The sequence below is a fragment of the Nocardiopsis sp. NPDC058789 genome, from assembly GCF_042745575.1.
Taxonomy (GTDB): domain Bacteria; phylum Actinomycetota; class Actinomycetes; order Streptosporangiales; family Streptosporangiaceae; genus Nocardiopsis; species Nocardiopsis eucommiae.
In genome coordinates this window covers 21802-40179 of sequence record NZ_JBHYOW010000020.1, presented here as the reverse complement: position 1 = coordinate 40179, position 18378 = coordinate 21802, and the positions used below count along the sequence as shown (strand labels likewise).

15 protein-coding genes and 1 tRNA gene are annotated in these 18378 nt (G+C 70.6%); 4 read left to right on the top strand and 12 right to left on the bottom strand.

Features of this window, described 5'->3' with window-relative positions; genetic code table 11:
- Window positions 1-42 precede the first annotated feature (42 nt).
- The 3 genes from ACFW3L_RS23470 to ACFW3L_RS23460 form a co-directional block, all read right to left on the bottom strand.
- Window positions 43-1188: a cystathionine gamma-synthase gene (locus ACFW3L_RS23470; RefSeq protein WP_378745357.1), complete on the bottom strand. Its 1146-nt coding sequence runs from the start codon at window positions 1186-1188 to the stop codon at window positions 43-45.
- 293 nt (window positions 1189-1481) lie between these two features.
- Window positions 1482-2210 carry an acyltransferase gene (locus tag ACFW3L_RS23465; RefSeq protein WP_378745350.1) on the bottom strand — a complete coding sequence of 243 codons (729 nt, stop codon included), beginning with the start codon at window positions 2208-2210 and terminating at the stop codon, window positions 1482-1484.
- 131 nt (window positions 2211-2341) lie between these two features.
- Complete coding sequence (locus ACFW3L_RS23460) at window positions 2342-3709, bottom strand: cystathionine beta-synthase (RefSeq protein ID WP_378745343.1); 1368 nt, start codon at window positions 3707-3709, stop codon at window positions 2342-2344.
- 324 nt (window positions 3710-4033) lie between these two features.
- Here ACFW3L_RS23460 and ACFW3L_RS23455 point away from each other — a divergent pair, with 324 nt between their 5' ends.
- The 3 genes from ACFW3L_RS23455 to ACFW3L_RS23445 all read left to right on the top strand — a co-directional run bounded on the left by ACFW3L_RS23455 (window position 4034) and on the right by ACFW3L_RS23445 (window position 6827).
- Window positions 4034-5092 carry an SGNH/GDSL hydrolase family protein gene (locus tag ACFW3L_RS23455; protein WP_378745338.1) on the top strand — a complete coding sequence of 353 codons (1059 nt, stop codon included), beginning with the start codon at window positions 4034-4036 and terminating at the stop codon, window positions 5090-5092.
- Between the two features lie 46 nt (window positions 5093-5138).
- The gene (locus ACFW3L_RS23450) at window positions 5139-6359 is read left to right on the top strand and encodes an acetyl-CoA C-acetyltransferase (RefSeq protein WP_378745333.1); all 1221 of its coding nucleotides are present in this window, start codon (window positions 5139-5141) and stop codon (window positions 6357-6359) included.
- 216 nt (window positions 6360-6575) lie between these two features.
- Window positions 6576-6827 (top strand): DUF4287 domain-containing protein, encoded by a 252-nt coding sequence (locus tag ACFW3L_RS23445; RefSeq protein WP_378745326.1) that lies wholly within the window; start codon window positions 6576-6578, stop codon window positions 6825-6827.
- A gap of 75 nt (window positions 6828-6902) precedes the next feature.
- On the opposite strand, the gene ACFW3L_RS23440 is transcribed toward ACFW3L_RS23445, so the two are convergent.
- From ACFW3L_RS23440 to pruA, 3 genes are all read right to left on the bottom strand, one after another.
- The gene (locus ACFW3L_RS23440; protein WP_378745321.1) at window positions 6903-7820 is read right to left on the bottom strand and encodes a Bax inhibitor-1/YccA family protein; all 918 of its coding nucleotides are present in this window, start codon (window positions 7818-7820) and stop codon (window positions 6903-6905) included.
- Between the two features lie 157 nt (window positions 7821-7977).
- Window positions 7978-8904, bottom strand: a complete 927-nt coding sequence (locus ACFW3L_RS23435) for a proline dehydrogenase family protein (protein WP_378745312.1) — start codon at window positions 8902-8904, stop codon at window positions 7978-7980.
- A 175-nt stretch (window positions 8905-9079) separates the two neighbouring features.
- Window positions 9080-10705, bottom strand: coding sequence for an L-glutamate gamma-semialdehyde dehydrogenase (gene pruA / locus ACFW3L_RS23430; RefSeq protein ID WP_378745305.1), 1626 nt, complete (start codon window positions 10703-10705; stop codon window positions 9080-9082).
- 210 nt (window positions 10706-10915) lie between these two features.
- Here pruA and ACFW3L_RS23425 point away from each other — a divergent pair, with 210 nt between their 5' ends.
- Entirely contained in the window at window positions 10916-12667 is a 1752-nt protein-coding gene (locus ACFW3L_RS23425) for a helix-turn-helix domain-containing protein (protein WP_378745536.1), read from the top strand.
- 292 nt (window positions 12668-12959) lie between these two features.
- Here the strand turns inward: ACFW3L_RS23425 and ACFW3L_RS23420 are convergent.
- From ACFW3L_RS23420 to eno, 6 genes are all read right to left on the bottom strand, one after another.
- A tRNA-Leu gene (locus ACFW3L_RS23420) sits at window positions 12960-13033 on the bottom strand.
- Window positions 13034-13163: 130 nt separating this feature from the next.
- The gene (locus ACFW3L_RS23415; protein WP_378745300.1) at window positions 13164-14540 is read right to left on the bottom strand and encodes an NAD(P)/FAD-dependent oxidoreductase; all 1377 of its coding nucleotides are present in this window, start codon (window positions 14538-14540) and stop codon (window positions 13164-13166) included.
- 359 nt (window positions 14541-14899) lie between these two features.
- Window positions 14900-15892: an exopolyphosphatase gene (locus tag ACFW3L_RS23410; RefSeq protein WP_378745295.1), complete on the bottom strand. Its 993-nt coding sequence runs from the start codon at window positions 15890-15892 to the stop codon at window positions 14900-14902.
- Window positions 15889-16473 carry a DUF501 domain-containing protein gene (locus ACFW3L_RS23405; protein ID WP_378745289.1) on the bottom strand — a complete coding sequence of 195 codons (585 nt, stop codon included), beginning with the start codon at window positions 16471-16473 and terminating at the stop codon, window positions 15889-15891. Before ACFW3L_RS23405 ends, ACFW3L_RS23410 begins: the two co-directional genes overlap by 4 nt.
- 52 nt (window positions 16474-16525) lie before the next feature.
- Window positions 16526-16900 carry a septum formation initiator family protein gene (locus ACFW3L_RS23400; protein ID WP_378745531.1) on the bottom strand — a complete coding sequence of 125 codons (375 nt, stop codon included), beginning with the start codon at window positions 16898-16900 and terminating at the stop codon, window positions 16526-16528.
- A 162-nt stretch (window positions 16901-17062) separates the two neighbouring features.
- Window positions 17063-18346, bottom strand: coding sequence for a phosphopyruvate hydratase (gene eno, locus ACFW3L_RS23395; RefSeq protein WP_378745283.1), 1284 nt, complete (start codon window positions 18344-18346; stop codon window positions 17063-17065).
- Window positions 18347-18378 lie beyond the last annotated feature (32 nt).

Genomic DNA, 18378 nt, shown 5'->3' with positions numbered 1-18378 from the left:
GGAACCCGCGCGGCTCGACGCGGGCGCCCCGGACCGGGGACCTCAGCCTTCGAGGGCCTGCGTCAGGTCCGCCACGAGGTCGTCGCCGGACTCGATGCCCACGGAGATCCGGACCAGGTCGGCCGGCACCTCCAGCGGGGAACCCGCGGTGGACGCGTGCGTCATCCGCCCCGGGTGCTCGATCAGGGACTCCACCCCGCCCAGCGACTCACCCAGGGTGAACACCCTGGTCCGCTCGCACAGCTCCAGGGCGGCCTTCTCCCCGTCACGCAGCGCGAAGGAGACCATGCCACCGAACGAACGCATCTGCCGCTCGGCGATCTTGTGCCCCGGGTGGCTGTCCAGGCCCGGGTAGTAGACCCTGCGCACCGCCGGGTGCCCCTCCAGGGCCGCCACCACGCGCTCCGCGTTCTCGCTGTGGCGGTCCATCCGGACACCCAGCGTCTTGACCCCGCGCAGCGTCAGCCAGGAGTCGAACGGGCCCGGGATGGCGCCCATGGTGTTCTGGTGGAACGCCAGGCGCTCGCCCAGCTCCGCGTCGGCCACGACCAGCGCGCCGCCGACGACGTCGGAGTGCCCGCCGATGTACTTGGTCGTGGAGTGCACGACCACGTCGGCGCCCAGGGTGAGCGGACGCTGGAGGTAGGGGGAGGCGAAGGTGTTGTCCACGACGTGCAGCGCGCCGCCGTCGTGGGCGACCTGCGCGACCGACTCGATGTCGGTGATGCCCAGCAGCGGGTTGGTGGGCGTCTCCGTCCACACCACCCTGGTGTTGGGGCGCATGGCGTCACGGACCGCGTCCACGTCGGTCTGGTCGACGGCGTCCCAGCTGACGCCCCAGCGCTCGACCACCTTGGAGATGAGCCGGAAGGTGCCGCCGTAGGCGTCACCGGGAATGATGACGTGGTCGCCCGGGGAGAGGACCGCGCGCAGCAGGGTGTCCTCGGCCGCCATGCCGGAGGCGAAGGCGAGGCCGCGCGCCCCGGACTCCAGTGCCGCCAGGCACTCCTCCAGCGCGGTGCGCGTGGGGTTCCTGGTGCGGGAGTACTCGTACCCCTGCCGCATCCCGCCGACGCCGTCCTGGGCGTAGGTACTCGTCTGGTAGATCGGCACAACCACGGCGCCGGTACCGGCGTCCGGCTCCTGCCCCGCGTGGATGGCCAGCGTTTCAAAACCGTCGAACTTCATGGGTCCAGCCTAGTGCCCAGAACACCGCCGGAACCCTTTGTCAACAGGCACATCTCAGGATGTGGTCACCCCTCGCCGTGGGGCTCTCCCCCGCCCCGGGTCCCGGCGGGGAAGGGCTCCTCGCCCCGCCCGGGGCCCGCGTCGGCATCCCGGTCGCACCGGACGGCGGTGGTACGTCGGCTCCCCCGCCCGCGCCCGGCCTTGGAAGGGCCGAGCGAATCGTCCACGGGAGGGACCGATGAGGCGCCGAAGGCGCGGCCACCCGCCCGTCGGGCCGCGGGTCTCGCCCCGGGTCAGGCCGGGGGGAAGCGGGTCGGGGAGCCCGGCTCGGGAGGCTCCGAGGGCACCTCTGGGGGCAGTCCGGAGACCGGGGTCGGGACGCGGGTCGGCGTCCCGGTCTCCCTCAGGGGCGGGTCCCAGCCCAGCTCCTGGTCGTGGGTGCGCACGACCTTCCCGGGGATGCCCGCGATCACCGCGTGGTCGGGGTACCGGCCCGGCCGCACGACGGTCCCGGCCGCCACCACGGAGTTCCGTCCCAGGTGCACTCCGGGCAGGATCACGCTGTTGGCACCGAGCCAGCTCCCGTCCCCGATGCTCACCGGGTCGTCCACGGGCCACTGAAGCCCCACGGGGATCTCCGTGTTGGCGTAGGCGTGGTTCTGGTCGGTGATGTAGACGTAGGGCCCCGTGTACACGTGGTCTCCGATGTCCACCGAGCGGTGCGCCACGATGTGCGACCCCCGGCCGATGGCGCAGCCCGAACCGATGCGCACGACCGTGCCCTCACCGAGGTCGTAGTCCGGACCCATCCCGGCCGCGAGGGTCATGTCCCCGCCCAGGACGGTGTGCACGCCGATCTCGATCCACGGCTCGCCGTAGAGCGTGGCCGTGGGGAAGGCGATCGCGGAACCGACGCCGAAGCGCGCGAACTTCCGGGCCGCCCTGGAGTCGGCTCGGATCTCTCCGTGGCTCCGCGCGTACGACCAGGCGGAGCGGATGATCCAGTTGAGGAGCCGCGACACGGGTGCACCTACTTATTACCGGCCAGTACGAACTGACGCGAACATTAGCAGTGTCCGAGTATGCGGCACCGTGTCCGGTACGTGAACCCCGGGGCCCGAACCTCGTTCGGAACCCCGGGGGGAACGATGCCTCAGCCGGACAGGTGGGCCAGTAGGTCCTGCCGGGTGAGGATGCCCACCGGCTTGCCGTCACGGAGCACCACCAGCGCGCCCGAGGTGCGCAGCAGACGCACGCAGTCGCTCACCGGCGTGCCCGTGCCCACCGTGGACAGCGGCTTGCCCATGTGCGTCTCGACCAGGTCGTCCAGCTCGGCCCGACCGTCGAACAGGGCGTCCAGGAGGTCCCGCTCCGCGATGGAGCCGACCACCTCGGCGGCCATGACCGGCGGCTCCTCCTTCATCACGGGCAGCTGGGAGACCCCGTACTCGCGCATGATCGCCACGGCGGTGCCGACCGTCTCGTCCGGGTGACTGTGCACGAAGTCGGGCATCTCGCCCTCCTTGTCCGCGAGCACCTGTCCGGCGGTGGCCTCCTCGGTCTGGGCGGACAGGAAGCCGTAGTCGGCCATCCACTCGTCGTTGAAGATCTTGCCGAGGTAGCCGCGGCCACCGTCGGGCAGGAGCACCACGATGACGTCGTCGGGACCGGCGTCCCTGGCCACCCGCAGGGCCGCCTCGACCGCCAGGCCGCAGGAGCCGCCCACCAGCAGGCCCTCCTCCTTGGCCAGGCGGCGGGTCATGAGGAAGGAGTCCTTGTCGCTGACCGGCACGATCTCGTCGCAGATCGCCGTGTCGTAGGTGCCGGGCCAGATGTCCTCGCCCACGCCCTCGACCAGGTAGGGACGGCCGCTGCCCCCCGAGTACACCGAACCCTCGGGGTCGGCGCCGACGACCTGGACGGAGCCCTTCGAGGCCTCCTTGAGGAACCGGCCGGTGCCGCTGATCGTGCCGCCGGTGCCGATGCCCGCGACGAAGTGCGTGATCCGGCCCTCGGTCTGGTCCCAGATCTCCGGACCCGTGGAGTGGTAGTGCGACTCCGGGTTGTTCTCGTTCTCGTACTGGTTGGGCTTCCAGGCCCCCGGGATCTCGGCCGCCAGGCGGTCGGAGACCGAGTAGTAGGACTCGGGGTGCTCGGGCGCGACCGTGGTCGGGCAGACCACGACCTCGGCTCCGTAGGCGCGCAGGACCGACAGCTTGTCCGGGCCGACCTTGTCGGGGCAGACGAAGACGCAGCGGTAGCCCTTCTCCTGTGCCACGAGGGCCAGGCCGATACCGGTGTTGCCCGAGGTGGGCTCGACGATCGTGCCACCCGGCCTGAGCTCGCCGCTCTTCTCGGCCGCCTCCACCATGCGCAGCGCGATGCGGTCCTTGACCGAACCGCCCGGGTTGAAGTACTCGACCTTGGCCAGGATGGTCGGGGCCAACCCCTCGGTGACCTTCCGAAGACGGACCAGGGGGGTGTCTCCGACCAGGTCGATCAGTGAGTCGTGTACCCGCAACTTCGCTCCTTCGCATCGTGGCGACCGGGTCTTCGGCACGCCCGTGTTGTTACCCCGGTGACGCCCGAGGCTGAGGGGACCGGTCCGGCTCCCTCCCAGACTCTAAGCCGATTTCACCGGTCTCGCGCCTCTCACCTGGATCAAGGCCCCGATGCGCGGTGTGGACCGGTTCGGACCAGTGGACCGGTACCCCGTACCGGAGCGATCGACATGGATGGCCCCCGGGCACCGATTGTGTGCCCTCCGGGTACGTGACCCCGGGGAGGCCCGCCGGTAACGTCGGTGGGGAGAACTGGCTGGTCGGACGCTTCCGGGGGGGTACCGATGCTGCGAGCCGCGCGAGCCCGGCGCATCGCCGCCGCCACCGCGTTCGGCGGCGGCGGGCTCACACTGGTGGGCGGTGGCACCGTCGCCCTGCTCTACCTCCAGGCCCGGCTGGCCAAGAACGCGATCGGCCACACCCCCTGGGACCGGCCCAGGGCCGACGGCGTCTTCGGAGAGGGCACGGGGCCGCCGCTGCGCCTGCTGATGCTCGGTGACTCCACGGCCGCCGGGTTCGCGGTGAGCGAGTCCCGGCAGACGCCGGGGGCGCTCCTGGCGTCGGGCCTCTCCGCCGCCGCCGACCGCCCGGTGCGGCTGCGCTGCACGGCCAGCCCGGGTGCCACCTCGGCCGACCTCGACTCCCAGGTGGAACGGTCCGAGGCCCGCCTCCCGGAGAAGCGCTACGACGTCGCCGTGGTCTTCGTGGGCGCCAACGACGTCATCCGCCGGATCCGCCCCAACGACGCCGTGGCCGCGCTGCGCGAGGTCACCGCCGAACTGGTCGGGCTGGGCACCCCCGTGGTGGTGGCGACCTGCCCCGACCTCGGCACCGTGCGCCCCATCGGCTGGCCGCTGAGGTCGGTGGCCCGCCGCGCCTCACGGCAGCTGGCGGCGGCCCAGACCATCGCGGTGACGGAGGCGGGCGGGCGCACCGTCTCCCTGAGCGACGTCCTCGCGGACGACTTCCGCTCCGACCCCCACCTGATGTTCGGACCGGACCGGTTCCACCCGTCGGCGCGCGGGTACGCGCAGGCGGCCTTCGTGGTCCTGCCCTCGGCCTGCGCCGCCCTGGGCCTGCTGCCGGAGCTGGACGAGGCCGAGCGCACCGAGGGCGTCCTGCCCCTGGACCGCGCCGCCGTGGTGGCCGCGCAGACCCCCGGCACCGAGGTCACGCGCGTCTCCGACCAGCCTCCGAGCGGGGTCCACGGCCGGTGGACGGCACTGGTCCGGGGGCCCTTCCGCCTCGGCTCCGGAGCACGGCCGACACCGCCCGAACCTCCCGAGGAGGAGGACGCGCCCAGGCCGACCCCGGGTGGCGCGCGGGAGCACCGGACGGGTTAACTGGTCAGTAACAAGTCTCGCCGTGACCCGAACAAGGACGAAGAACATGCCCGAAGCAGTCATCGTCGCCACCGCGCGCTCCCCGATCGGCCGAGCCTTCAAGGGCTCCCTCAAGGACCTGCGTCCGGACGACCTCACCACCCAGATCGTCGGCGCCGCCCTGGCCAAGGTCCCCGAGCTCGACCCGAAGAGCATCGACGACCTCATGCTCGGCTGCGGTCTCCCCGGCGGTGAGCAGGGCTTCAACCTGGCCCGCATCGTCGCCGTGCAGCTGGGCCTGGACACCGTCCCGGGCACCACCGTCACCCGGTACTGCTCCTCCTCCCTCCAGACCACCCGCATGGCGTACCACGCCATCAAGGCGGGCGAGGGCGACGTGTTCGTCTCCGCGGGCGTGGAGACCGTCAGCCGCTTCGTCAACGGCAGCAGCGACAACCCGCAGAACGAGAACCCCCTCTTCTCCGACGCCAGGGCCCGTACCGAGAAGCGCAAGGAGGGCGGCCAGGGCACCTGGACCGACCCGCGCGAGGACGGCCTGCTGCCCGACGCCTACATCGAGATGGGCCAGACCGCCGAGAACGTCGCCGAGATCACCGGCGTCTCGCGCCAGCGCCAGGACGAGTTCGCCGTCCGCTCGCAGAACCTCGCCGAGAAGTCGCTGGACAACGGCTTCTGGGAGCGGGAGATCACCCCGGTGACCCTGCCCGACGGCACGGTGGTCAGCACCGACGACGGCATCCGACGCGGCACCACCTACGAGAAGGTCTCACAGCTCAAGCCGGTGTTCCGCCCCGACGGCACCGTCACTGCGGGCAACGCCTGCCCGCTCAACGACGGCGCCTCCGCGCTGGTGATCATGAGCGACACCAGGGCCAAGCAGCTGGGCATCACCCCGCTGGCCCGCATCGTCTCCACCGGCGTGACCGGTCTCAGCCCCGAGATCATGGGCCTGGGCCCGGTCGAGGCCTCCCGTCAGGCCCTGGCCCGCGCCAACATGGCCATCGGTGACATCGACCTGGCCGAGATCAACGAGGCCTTCGCCGCCCAGGTGCTGCCCTCCGCCGACCAGCTGGGCATCGACATCGACTCCCAGCTCAACGTCAACGGCGGCGGCATCGCCGTGGGCCACCCGTTCGGCAGCACCGGTGCCCGCATCACCGGCACGCTGATCAACGGCCTCCAGTTCCACGACAGGACGTTCGGGCTGGAGACCATGTGCGTGGGCGGTGGCCAGGGCATGGCGGCCGTCTTCGAGCGCCTCAGCTAGGACGCGCCCTTCGCCGTGTGCGGGCCCCGGAGCCGCTCCGGGGCCCTTTCCGTGTCCGCGGACCGCGTGCGACCCCCGTATCGCCTACGGATGTCCCGGGGGCAAACGTTCCCACTCCACCAAGGTAAAAGCTGGTGGCCGGGTCTTGTCCCCGTCGGAATCCTGATGCAGGGTCACAGGTACGTGCCACACGTTCAACGCGCTGCGGAGGTGCCTATGACGGTGACCCACTCGCCGGAGATCCACGCAAAGCTCATCGAACGCATCCCGGTCGTGACCGGCCGGGGACTCCACGAGTGGTTCGACTCGCTGGACCAGGGACCGGGTCTCCTGCGCCCCACGGACCGGTCGCGCTGGCTCGCCGACGAGTACGACCTCACCCACGGCTACGCGCACGCGATCGTCACCGAGTACGACCGCCGCCGCCGGAACCGCTCCATACCGTCGCCCCGCCCGAAGTCCGCCTGACCGACCGACACGGCGGAGGGGCCGCCCCCGGGCAGAACCCGGGCGACGGCCCCTCGTCGCGAGAAGCGGTACCCGCTAGTCCGCGAACATCGTCTTGATGATCCAGAGCAGGCGCAGGATCTCGATGTACAGCCAGACCAGGGAGACGGTCAGGCCGAAGGCGAACTGCCAGGCGAACTTGTTCGGGATCCCGGCGTTGACGCCCTCCTCGATGCCACGGAACTCGATGGCGAGGGTGAGCGCGGCCAGGACCACGAACACGATGCCGATGCCCAGGCCCAGCCAGGTGGGCTCGCGCAGGCCCATGCCGCCCGCGATGAAGAAGCTGAGCACGAAGTTGACCAGCATCAGCGCGGCGGCGCCGATCACGGCGTACGAGACGGCCTTGACGAAGCCGTCGGTCACCTTGATGATGCGGAACTTGTACAGCGCGAGCATCACGCCGAAGACGGCGACGGTGCCGATCACGGCCTGGGAGACCAGCGAGGTCCCGGCCGAGGGGTCGCCCATCTGCATCGACAGCATGTTGCCGAGCACGGCGGACAGACCGCCGACGAGCAGACCCTCCAGGGCCGCGTACGCCAGGATGGCGACCGGGTTGGTGATCTGCTTGAACGCGATCACCAGGCCCAGGATGAGCCCGCCGATCATGCCCAGGAACATCAGGCCCATGGCCAGGCCCGGGTTGCCCGAGAAGAAGAGGAAGTAGTTGATGACGCCGAAGATCGCGACGGCGCCGAGGGTCATGCCGGTGCGCACGACGACGTCGTCGATCGTCATCGGCTGTTCGGCCTGCGCCTGCTGGGGGTAGCCCTGCTGCGGGTAGCCCTGCTGGGGGTAACCCTGCTGGCCGTAGGGCTGCGGGTACGCCTGTCCGTAACCCTGCTGCCCGTAGCCCTGCTGACCGTAGCCGGGCTGTCCGTAACCCTGTTGGGGTCCGGACTGCTGCTGAAGCGCCCGCTTGAGGACGGGGTTGGAACTCCGCATCCGCATGTCTAGTAATGGCCTTTCACGCGTGGATTGCTGCCCACAAAGTAACGTACGGCCCGGACCACGGGTTCCGGAGCCAAGGTCACCGTTGCGAAACGGGGCCCGCGCCGACTCAGGTCGGCACGGGCCCCGTCGGCGTCGCGCGTGGTGACGCCCACTCCTAGTTGCGGGTCACCAGGGACCGCGCGAGGAAGAGCATGTTGGCCGGACGCTCGGCCAGGCGGCGCATGTAGTAGCCGTACCACTCGTCGCCGTAGGGAACGTAGACGCGCATGCGCTTGCCCTCGGCGGCCAGGCGGACCTGCTCGCCGTCCCGGATGCCGTAGAGCATCTGGTACTCGTAGTCGTCCGCGCCGCGGCCGTTGGCGGCGGCCAGCTCACCGGCGATGGCGACCATGCGGGGGTCGTGCGAGGCGACCATCGGGTAGCCGTCGCCCTCCATGAGGACCTTCAGCGCCCGCACGTAGGCCCGGTCGACCTCGTGCTTGTCGCGGAAGGCCACCGACTCGGGCTCGTCGTAGGCGCCCTTGCACAGGCGCACCCGGGAGCCCGCGCCGCTGAGGTCGCGGCAGTCGGCCACGGTGCGGTGCAGGTAGGCCTGGAGCACCGCGCCCACGAACGGGAAGTCCTCGCGCAGCTCGCGCAGGATGCCCAGCGTGGAGTCGGTGGTGGTGTGGTCCTCCATGTCGAGGGTCACCGTGGTGCCGATCGCCTGCGCGGCCTCAGCGATCAGACGCGCGTTCTCCAGCGCGATCTTCTCGCCGTCCTGGTTCAGGAACTGGCCGACGGCCGACAGCTTGACGGAGACCTCGGCGCGGTCGCCCAGACCGGCCTCACCGAGGGCGGCGAGGAGGTCCTGGTAGGCGGTCACGGTGGCGGTGGCCTGGGACAGGTCCGTGGTGTCCTCACCCAGGAAGTCCAGCGTGACGTAGCGGTCCTTGGCCAGCTCGTGGACGGCCGGCAGGGCCTCCTCCTGGCTGGAGCCCGCGACGAAGCGCGTGACCATGGCCCGGGTCATGGGAGTGCGCTCGACGATCTTCCGGCAGGTGGCGGACCTGGCGGCGAGCAGCAGGGGCTTACGAAGCATGGTGACCTCGAAGAGACGTGCGCGAGCCGAAGGGGCTGGCGCGGGCGATCCGCGCGGACGGCGTCCGCGCAATGGCTTCCTCGGGGGGCCGGGACCCGCTTCCCGGTGCTCGGAAAGCGGGTCCCGTGGTGGCGGCGGCCCCTCCGGACGGAAGGAGGGGGCGACCGCCGGGTGACTACCCCTGGTGGGGGTAGGAGGAGACCGTCGGCGCGACGAACGTCTCCTTGATGGCGCGCGGGCTGGCCCAACGGGACAGGTTCTGGGCGGAACCGGCCTTGTCGTTGGTGCCGGAGGCGCGACCGCCGCCGAAGGGCTGCTGACCGACGATGGAGCCGGTCGGGCGGTCGTTGATGTAGAAGTTGCCGGCGGCGAAGCGCAGGGCCTCGGTCGCCTTGGCCACCGCGGCGCGGTCGTTGGCCAGGATGGCGCCGGTCAGGGCGTAGGCGGAACCCTCGTCGACGATCTTGAGGACGTCCTCGAACGCGTCGTCCTCGTAGACGTGGACGGCGATGACCGGGCCGAAGTACTCCGTGCGGAACACGTCGTTGGTCGGGTCGGTGCCCTCGATGATGGTGGGTCGCACGAAGTAGCCCACCGAGTCGTCGGCGGTGCCGCCCGCGACGATGGTCAGGGTCGGGTCGGACTTGGCGTCCTCCAGGACCTTGGCCAGCTTGTCGAAGGAGCGGCGGTCGATGACGGCGCCGACGAAGTTCGACAGGTCGGTGACGTCGCCCATGGTGAGGGCCTCGGTCTCCGCGATCAGGTCGTCGCGCGTCTTCTCCCACACCGAGCGGGCGACGAAGGCGCGCGAGGCGGCGGAGCACTTCTGGCCCTGGTACTCGAAGGCGCCGCGCACGATGGCGGTGCGCAGGATCTCCGGGTCGGCCGACGGGTGGGCGACGATGAAGTCCTTGCCACCGGTCTCGCCCACGATGCGCGGGTAGGAGCGGTAGTTGGAGATGTTCTCGCCGACGCTCTTCCACAGGTGCTGGAAGGTCCTGGTGGAACCGGTGAAGTGCACACCGGCCAGCTCGGGGTCGTTGAGCGCGATGTCCGAGACGGCGAGGCCGTCACCGGTGACCATGTTGATGACGCCGGGGGGCATCCCGGCCTCCTCCAGGAGGCGCATGGTGAGCTCGGCGGCGAACTGCTGGGTCGGGGACGGCTTCCACACGACCACGTTGCCCATGAGGGCGGGGGCCGTGGGGAGGTTGCCCGCGATGGCGGTGAAGTTGAAGGGGGTGATCGCGTAGACGAACCCCTCCAGCGGACGCTGCTCCATGCGGTTCCACACCCCGCGCACGCTCAGGGGCTGCTGCTCCATGAGCTGACGGGCGTAGGCGACGTTGAAGCGCCAGAAGTCGATGAGCTCACAGGCCGAGTCGATCTCCGCCTGCTGGACGGTCTTCGACTGGCCGAGCATGGTGGCGGCGTTGATCGTGGCGCGCCAGGGGCCGGCGAGCAGCTCGGCGGCGCGGAGGATGATCGCGGCGCGGTCGTCGAAGGACATGGCGCGCCAGGCGGGGGCGGCGGCCTTCGCGGCGGCGACGGCGTCGCGGGCGTCCTGGTGGGTGGCGTTGCGCATGGTGCCCAGGACGGACGCGTGGTTGTGCGGCTGGACGGCGTCGATCGGCTCGCCGCCACCCATACGGCTCTCGCCGTTGATGCGCATCGGCAGGTCGATGCTCTCGCGACCGAGCTCCTCGAGCTTGGCGACGAGCTCTGCGCGCTCCGCGCTCCCGGGCGCGTAGGTGAGAACGGGTTCGTTCACCGGCTGCGGGACGTTGGTCACGGCGTCCATGGGCACCTCCCTGGAAAGAATGTCCCTGAATGAGCAGGGTTGACTGATTCAACAGTCGCAGAACCGCCCCGCGCCGACCTTGTGGGACGGGCCACTCTTTGCCAGCCTTATTTGTTCACCAGAACAAACTCGGGCACATGAGCCCCGGCTCCACTCCCCCACTCCTCCAGTAGTGTCGGTTCCCGGACCCGACCGGTGAGGAACCACATGATGCCTGGTCATTCAGGATCACAGAGTGAAGAAGGCGCGGGCCTGCCCCTGCGCAGACTCCTCCTGGCCCTTGGCGACCCGATCCTGGACGTCGCCGCCGCACCGGACGGGCTTGATGTCCAGGTGGACAACGTCGTGATCATCGACCCCGAGGACCGGGTGGAGGCTCGCGAGGGCGACCTGGTCCTCCTGATCGGTGTGCGCGGCGGAGCCGCCCGGCGCCTGGTCCGGGCGCTCGCCGCGCAGGGGGCGACGGCGGTCGCGGTCAAGGCGGGCGGGTACGCCCCCGCCGAGGAGACCATCCCGCCCAGCTCCGAGTCCCGCCGGTCCAGGTCCGGCTCCGACGAGCTGCGCACCCTGCGCGCCGAGGCCCAGGAGAGCGGCGTGGCCCTCCTCGCGGTCCGGCCCGAGGTGCGCTGGGACCAGCTCCAGTCCGTCTGCCAGAACATCGTGGACGACGCCCGGCTCACCACCTCCGAGGACCTGGGCGAGGCCAGCGGCGACCTGTTCTCCATGGCGCAGACCATCGCCCAGCTCACCGGCGGTCTGGTGAGCATCGAGGACTCCGCCAGCCGGGTCCTGGCCTACTCCAGCGGCGCCGAGGTGGACGAGCTGCGTCGCCTGTCCGTGCTCGGCCGCCAGGGACCCGAGTCCTACCTCGCGCTCCTGCGGGAGTGGGGCGTGTTCACCAAGCTCCGCGCGGGCGAGGAGGTGGTCCGGATCGAGGAGCATCCCGAACTCGGCATCCGCCGTCGCCTGGCGGTGGGCATCCACGCGGGACGCCAGCCGCTCGGCGCCATCTGGGTGCAGGAGGGTTCCCAGCCCCTCTCCCAGCACGCCGAGGAGGCCCTTCTCGGCGCCGCCCGGACGACCGCGCTCCAGATGATCCGGCAGCGTACCCAGACCAGCGCCGGGCTCCGGCTGCGCGAGGACCTGCTGTCCAGCCTGCTCGAAGGGAGGATCGACGCGAGCGCCCTCGCGGACACCGTCGAGGTGCACACCGAACGGGCCGCCCTGGTGGCGGCCTTCTCCCTCAGCCAGCCCGAGGCCGAGCCCGAGGGCGCGGACGGTGAGCGCCCGGACCGGCCCGTACGCGAGCTGCGCCGCCGCCAGCTGATCGACCTGGTGTCCGTGCACACGGCCGCCTACCGGCGCAGTTCCCTGGTGACCGAGCTCGGCGGCCGCGTGTACGTGCTGCTCCCCGACCTGGCACGGACCCCCCACGGCGATGGCTGGCGCGGTGTGGAGCAGTCGGTGCTGGCACTGACCCGCAAGACCGTGGCCGCCGCCCGCGCCGCCCTGGGCCTGCGCGTGCAGGCCGCCGTGGGGTCGTTGGTGGAGCGGCTGCGCGACGTCCCCGAGTCCCGCGGGGAGGCCGACCGGGTGCTGGACGCGATGGGCCGCGACCTGGACGGCGACACCGACTGGGAGGTCGCCACGATCTCCGACGTGCGCTCCCGGGTGCTCATCAGCGAGACACTGGCGCACCTGCGCGCCGACCCGTCGCTCCGCGATCCCCGGGTGAGTCGCCTGATCGAGTACGACCGGGCGGGCGGCGCCGACCTCGTGCACTCCCTGCTGGCCTACCTGGAGGCCTTCGGCGACGCACGGGCCGCCGCCGAGCGGCTGCACATCCACCCGAACACGCTCCGGTACCGGGTGCGCCGCGCCGCGTCGGTGAGCGGGATCGACCTCTCCGACCCGGGCGAGCGCCTGTTCACCCAGCTCCAGCTCCTCATGGAACAGGGCTGACCGGACCGGGCGGAGAGCGCCCTTGAGCCACGGCGCGTGAGTCCCGTCCGTGCACCTCAGCCACAAGGGGGTGCCCCGTTCGAGCGCCGGAGAGCCCGGGTCTCAGCAGGCACGGTGCAAGACGAGTCAAGCCGCCAGCGAGGAACAAGCCAGGCGTAGACGAGGATGCTGTGTTGCCTGAACCCAGATCCCTCTGCAAAGGCGCCGAACACGCACCGAAGCGAAGCGGAGGTGCAAAGAAAACACGCCTGAACCCACACCACACCAAAGCGGAGACCCAAAGCAAACAAAGTACCCCCGGTCGGACTCGAACCGACACTTGTGACCCTTTTAGGGGGCCTGCCTCTTCCATTGGGCTACGAGGGCGTGGCCCATCATACCGGCCGGGCCGATTGCCCACTTTGGTTCGGCTTGGCCGGATGGGGACACGAAACGACCGGCTTCGCGAGGAAACCGGTCGTTTCGTTCGTGTTGGAGCCCGGAGGCGTCGCGCGGGTCAGCTCACGCGGCGCAGGCGGCCGTCCTCCACCTGGGGCTGGCTGGCCTCTTCGAAGGCCTGGCGCGGCTCGGACATCTCCGGGAGCGCGGCGAAGTCGCGGCGCAGGAAGAAGGCGAGCGTCCAGTCGGAGAGGACCCGCAGCTTGCGGTTGAAGGTGGGCACGGCGAGCAGGTGGTACGAGCGGTGCGCGTACCAGGCGAGGCGGCCGTTGAGCTTGATCTTCCCGAACAGCTGGGCGGCGCCCTTGTGCAGGCCGAGCCCGGCCACAGCGCCGAGGTTCTTGTGCTGGTAGGCCTTGAGCTTGCCGTTGCGCAGGGTCGCGATGACGTTGTCGGCGAGCACCGGGGCCTGGCGGACCGCGTTCTGGGCGTTGGGCGGGTAGTAGCCGCCGTTGCCGTCCGGGACCTGGGCGTTGTCGCCGCCGGCGAAGACGTTGTCCGTGCCGTTGACGGTGAGGTACTCGCTGGTGTCGACGTGACCCTTGGGGCCGAGCGGCAGGTCGCTGGCGGAGACGACCGGGCTGGGCTTGACGCCCGCGGTCCACACCAGGGTGCCCGCGTCGAACTCGGCGCCGTCGCTGAGCTTGATGCGCTGGTCGACGGCGGATTCGAGGAAGGTCTTGAGGCGAACGTCGATGCCCCGGCGGCGGAGCTGGTTGAGCGCCTTGCCGCCGACCTCCGGGCCGACCTCGGGCAGGATCTTGTCCGCGGCCTCGATGAGGTAGAAGTTCACGTCGGAGAGGTCGATGGAGGGGTGGAGGCGGACCGCGTCGCGGACCATGTCCTCCAGCTCCGCGATGGCCTCGGCACCGGCGAACCCGCCGCCGACGAACACGAAGTTGAGCGCCTTGGCGCGCACGGCCTCGTCGTCGGTGGAGTCAGCGATGGTGAGCTGGTTGAGCACGTGGTTGCGCAGGTAGGCCGCCTCTTCGACGGTCTTGATCCCGATGCCCCACTCGGCCAGGCCGGGGATGGGCAGGGTGCGCGAGACCGCTCCGGCCGCCATCACGAGGTAGTCGTAGGCGAGCGTCTGGGGCTCACCGACGTTGGGCTCGTAGCGGACGGTGTTGTCGGCGTGGTCGATGCGCACGACGCGGCCGCCCAGCACGCGGACGCGGTCGAAGACCTTCCGCAGCGGGACCACGACGTTGCGCGGGGAGATGTTGCCAGCGGCCGTCTCGGGCAGGAACGGCTGGTAGGTCATGTAGGAGTTCGGGTCGATGACGGTGATGCGGGCTTCACCGGACCCGAGCTTCTTCTCCAGTCGCCTCGCGGTGTACATCCCGAGGTAACCGCCGCCGACGATGAGGATGTGCGGGATCTCCGCCTCGTCCCCGCCGCCGTGCACCAGCCGGTAGTTCCTGCTCTCGGTCATCGCATTTCCGCCCTAACGGTTAATCTTTGGCGCCCTTGCCTCAAGGGCCGCGAAGGCTGTCACGGTCTTTGGTTCCCCGCACCGGGGGCCCGTCGTGCCGTGGTTCGTCCTGCTTGTGCATTCTTTCACAAGCCCCTCCCCGCAGGAAGGTTCACATCCGACCACCTTCCCACCATCCCCACGTGCGAAGCGATGGCGTTTGTGCAGGTCAGGAGGGTTGTGAATGCATTCACAAGGGTCTTCCGGGTGACGCGTCTCACCCGAGGGCCCTGCCGGACCCCCCTCGAAGGACCCCTCCGGATCAGCCGAAGGTCCCTTCGAGGAGGCTATGTCCTTATGTGTACCAGTTTGCCCTGATTCTACTCGGGGGCGATGAGGCTCCACGCGACACCGTCGAGGATGTCGTGCTCACTCGCGGTGAAGTGGTCCGCGCCGGTGCGCGCGAGCACCCGAGAGAGCACCAGGGAACCCGCCGCGATCACGTCCACGCGGCCCGGGTGCATCACGCCGATCTCCGCGCGCTCCGCGTGCCGCGAGGCCAGCAGCTCACCCGTGATCCGCTCCAGGTCCTCGGCGGAGACCCGCGTGTGGTGGATCCGCTCCGAGTCGTACTCCGGCAGGTCCAGCGCGATCCCGGCGACCGTGGTCGCGGTCCCCGCCACACACACCACCGAACCGGCCTCCCGCAGCGGGACGACCTTCTCCACCTCGTCCAGGGCGGCGTCGATGTCGGCCGTGGCCGCCTCGACCTGTTCCCGGGTGGGCGGGTCGTCGCGCAGGTGCCGCTCGGACATCCGCACGCAGCCGATGTTCACCGACAGGGCCGCGCGCACGAGGTCCTCGTCGTCGTCCAGGCCGCCCAGCACGAACTCCGTGGAGCCCCCGCCGATGTCGACCACCAGGAACGGCGGGGCGAGGTCAGCGTCGGCGTCGCCCTCGGCTGCCCGCGCCTCCAGCTCGGCCGTCGCACCCACGAACGAGAGCTCGGCCTCGTCCAGGCCGGTCACCACCTCGGGCTCCACACCCAGGATCGCGCGGACGCCGTCCACGAACTCCTGGCGGTTGCTGGCGTCCCGGGTGGCGCTGGTGGCGACCATCCGCACCGCGTCCGGACCCAGCTCGATGCCGTGCGCCTCGATGGTCTCCGCGTAGCCGCGCAGCGCCTCCAGGGTGCGCTCCAGAGCCTCGGGCGCGAACGCGCCGGTCTCGTCGACGCCCTGGCCCAGCCGGACGATCTCCATCCGCCGGTCGACGTCGACCACCTGGACCTCGTCGTCGCCCAGGAACACCACGTCCGCGATCAGCAGCCTGATGGAGTTGGTTCCGCAGTCGATCGCCGCGACACCGCTCATGAAGCGTCCGTCCCTTCAGCGCCCTCGCGGGCGTTCTCGTCCACGCACACACACGGGCCCTTGGCCCACCACTCGGGCAGCTCGGCCAGGGCCTCGGCTCCGAACGGGTTGGTGCCCGGCACCGCCAGCTCGTGGCCCACCAGCGCGTGCAGGCACTTGACCCGGGTCGGCATGCCCCCGGTGCTCTGCATGCCCTCGGGCAACGGCTCCAACCCGTCGGCGCGCGCCTGCTCGGCGCGCTCCTCCAGGTAGGACTCGTGAGCCCGGGTGTAGGCCTCCTGGAGTTCGGGCTCCTCCCCCAGGCGCTCCTGCATCCGGCGCATCCGGCCGTCGTTCTCCAGACGACCGATGGCGGAGGCGGCTCGCGGGCATGTCAGGTAGTACAACGTCGGGAAGGGGGTGCCGTCTTCCAGGCGGGGAGCTGTCTTCACCACGTCGGGGAGGCCACAGGGGCATCGGTGCGCGACGGCACGGACCCCGCGCGGCTGGCGGCCCAACTGGAGTTCGATCGCGGCGAGGTCCCGTTCGGACGCGGGACCGCCGTCGGTGTGCCCCGGAACGGGCTGATCTGCGGAAGTCATGACCAGCCCAGCATAGTTGCCGCCGCACCCGGACGGGCCGGGCCCGCGGGGCCTACGGGCCGGCGTCGGGGTCCGGGCTGTCGGCCTCCTCCACCGTGCGCCACAGCTCGGTGAACCAGGGTTCGGTGGGCTCGGCCGGGTCCGCCTCCGCCTCGGCCTCGGACTCGGGCCGGATGACGATGTAGGCGGTCTCCTCGGGGTACTGGTAGTGGAGCCGGGCACGGGCCTCGCGCTCCACGAACGCCTCGTCGCCCAGGGCCTCCTCGCGCTCCTGGAGGTGGGCGACGTTCTCCTCCATGCGGGCGCGGTCCTCCTTGAGCTGCGCGATCTGCGACTGCTGCATCACGTACTCGCGGAGCGGATACGCGAGGCTCAGCGCGATCACGCACACGACCAGCGCGAGGATGGCGGCGCGGCTGGTGAGCATGGGCCGCACCCGGGAGGTGCGGCCCATGCCTGAGTCCTTCGGGCCCGCGTCACCGGCGCGCTGGGCGCCCTTCCGGGCAGCGGCCTTCGCAGGCCTGTCGGCTTTGGTCGCCTTCTTGGCCTTTGTGGGCGGCTGCTTGGATTCGCGGGACACTGGGGCAGACTAGCCGCGCTTGGCGAACCTCGGGAAGGCCGACACGCCCGCGTAGACGGCGGCGTCGTCGAGTTCCTCCTCGATGCGCAGGAGCTGGTTGTACTTGGCGACCCGCTCGCTGCGCGCCGGGGCACCGGTCTTGATCTGCCCGGCGTTGGTGGCCACCGCGATGTCGGCGATGGTGGTGTCCTCGGTCTCGCCGGAACGGTGGCTGATCATCGCCGTGTAACCGCTGCGCTGGGCGAGGGAGACCGCGTCCAGCGTCTCGGTGAGGGTGCCGATCTGGTTGACCTTCACCAGGAGCGAGTTGGCGGTGTCCGCGAGGATGCCGCGCTGGAGCCGCTCGGGGTTGGTGACGAACAGGTCGTCCCCGACCAGCTGGACCTTGGCGCCGAGCTGCTCGGTGAGCTTCTTCCAGCCGTCCCAGTCCTCCTCGTCGAGGGGGTCCTCGATGGAGACCAGCGGGTAGGCGTCGACGAGCTCCGCGTAGTAGGCGGCCATCTCCTCGGCGGTGCGGGACTTGCCCTCGAAGGTGTACACGCCGTCGGAGAACAGCTCGCTGGCGGCCACGTCCAAGGCCAGCGCGATGTCGGTGCCGACCTTGTACCCGGCCTTCTCGATCGCCTCGACGATGAGGTCCAGGGCGGCGCGGTTGCTCTCCAGGTTGGGAGCGAAGCCGCCCTCGTCACCGACGCCGGTGCCCAGACCGTGGGACTTCAGGACGGCCTTCAGCGAGTGGTAGACCTCGGTGCCCCAGCGCAGGGCCTCGGAGAAGGTCGGGGCGCCGATGGGCGCGACCATGAACTCCTGGATGTCGACGTTGCTGTCGGCGTGCGCGCCGCCGTTGAGGATGTTCATCATCGGCACGGGCAGGACGTGCGCGTTGGGGCCGCCGATGTAGCGGAACAGCGGCAGACCGGCCTCCTCCGCGGCGGCCTTGGCCACGGCGAGGGAGGTGCCCAGGATGGCGTTGGCGCCGATCCGGGACTTGTCCGGGGTGCCGTCCAGGTCGATGAGCGCGCGGTCGATGATGCGCTGCTCGTCGGGGGTGTGGCCGAGCAGTTCGTCGGCGATCTCGTCGTTGACGGCGGTGACGGCCTTGGTCACGCCCTTGCCGCCGTACCTGTCGCCGCCGTCGCGCAGCTCGACCGCCTCGAACCTGCCGGTGGAGGCACCGCTGGGGACACCAGCGCGGGTGATGGTCCCGTCGTCGAGCAGGACCTCGACCTCGACTGTCGGGTTGCCCCGGGAGTCAAGGATCTCCCGCGCCTGGACTGACTCGATGGACGCCACGATCTCTCCGTATCTTCGGTGTCTGGGCCGAC

What these genes read in the sequence shown, in the direction of transcription:
- ACFW3L_RS23410 (WP_378745295.1), bottom strand. Translation starts at nt 15,892, where the DNA reads ATGAGCGGTGTCGCGGCGATCGACTGCGGAACCAACTCCATCAGGCTG.
- ACFW3L_RS23405 (WP_378745289.1), bottom strand. Translation starts at nt 16,473, where the DNA reads ATGACTTCCGCAGATCAGCCCGTTCCGGGGCACACCGACGGCGGTCCC.
- ACFW3L_RS23400 (WP_378745531.1), bottom strand. Translation starts at nt 16,900, where the DNA reads ATGCTCACCAGCCGCGCCGCCATCCTCGCGCTGGTCGTGTGCGTGATC.
- ACFW3L_RS23440 (WP_378745321.1), bottom strand. Translation starts at nt 7,820, where the DNA reads ATGCGGATGCGGAGTTCCAACCCCGTCCTCAAGCGGGCGCTTCAGCAG.
- ACFW3L_RS23470 (WP_378745357.1), bottom strand. Translation starts at nt 1,188, where the DNA reads ATGAAGTTCGACGGTTTTGAAACGCTGGCCATCCACGCGGGGCAGGAG.
- ACFW3L_RS23445 (WP_378745326.1), top strand. Translation starts at nt 6,576, where the DNA reads ATGACGGTGACCCACTCGCCGGAGATCCACGCAAAGCTCATCGAACGC.
- ACFW3L_RS23415 (WP_378745300.1), bottom strand. Translation starts at nt 14,540, where the DNA reads ATGACCGAGAGCAGGAACTACCGGCTGGTGCACGGCGGCGGGGACGAG.
- pruA (WP_378745305.1), bottom strand. Translation starts at nt 10,705, where the DNA reads ATGGACGCCGTGACCAACGTCCCGCAGCCGGTGAACGAACCCGTTCTC.
- ACFW3L_RS23435 (WP_378745312.1), bottom strand. Translation starts at nt 8,904, where the DNA reads ATGCTTCGTAAGCCCCTGCTGCTCGCCGCCAGGTCCGCCACCTGCCGG.
- ACFW3L_RS23425 (WP_378745536.1), top strand. Translation starts at nt 10,916, where the DNA reads ATGCCTGGTCATTCAGGATCACAGAGTGAAGAAGGCGCGGGCCTGCCC.
- ACFW3L_RS23450 (WP_378745333.1), top strand. Translation starts at nt 5,139, where the DNA reads ATGCCCGAAGCAGTCATCGTCGCCACCGCGCGCTCCCCGATCGGCCGA.
- ACFW3L_RS23455 (WP_378745338.1), top strand. Translation starts at nt 4,034, where the DNA reads ATGCTGCGAGCCGCGCGAGCCCGGCGCATCGCCGCCGCCACCGCGTTC.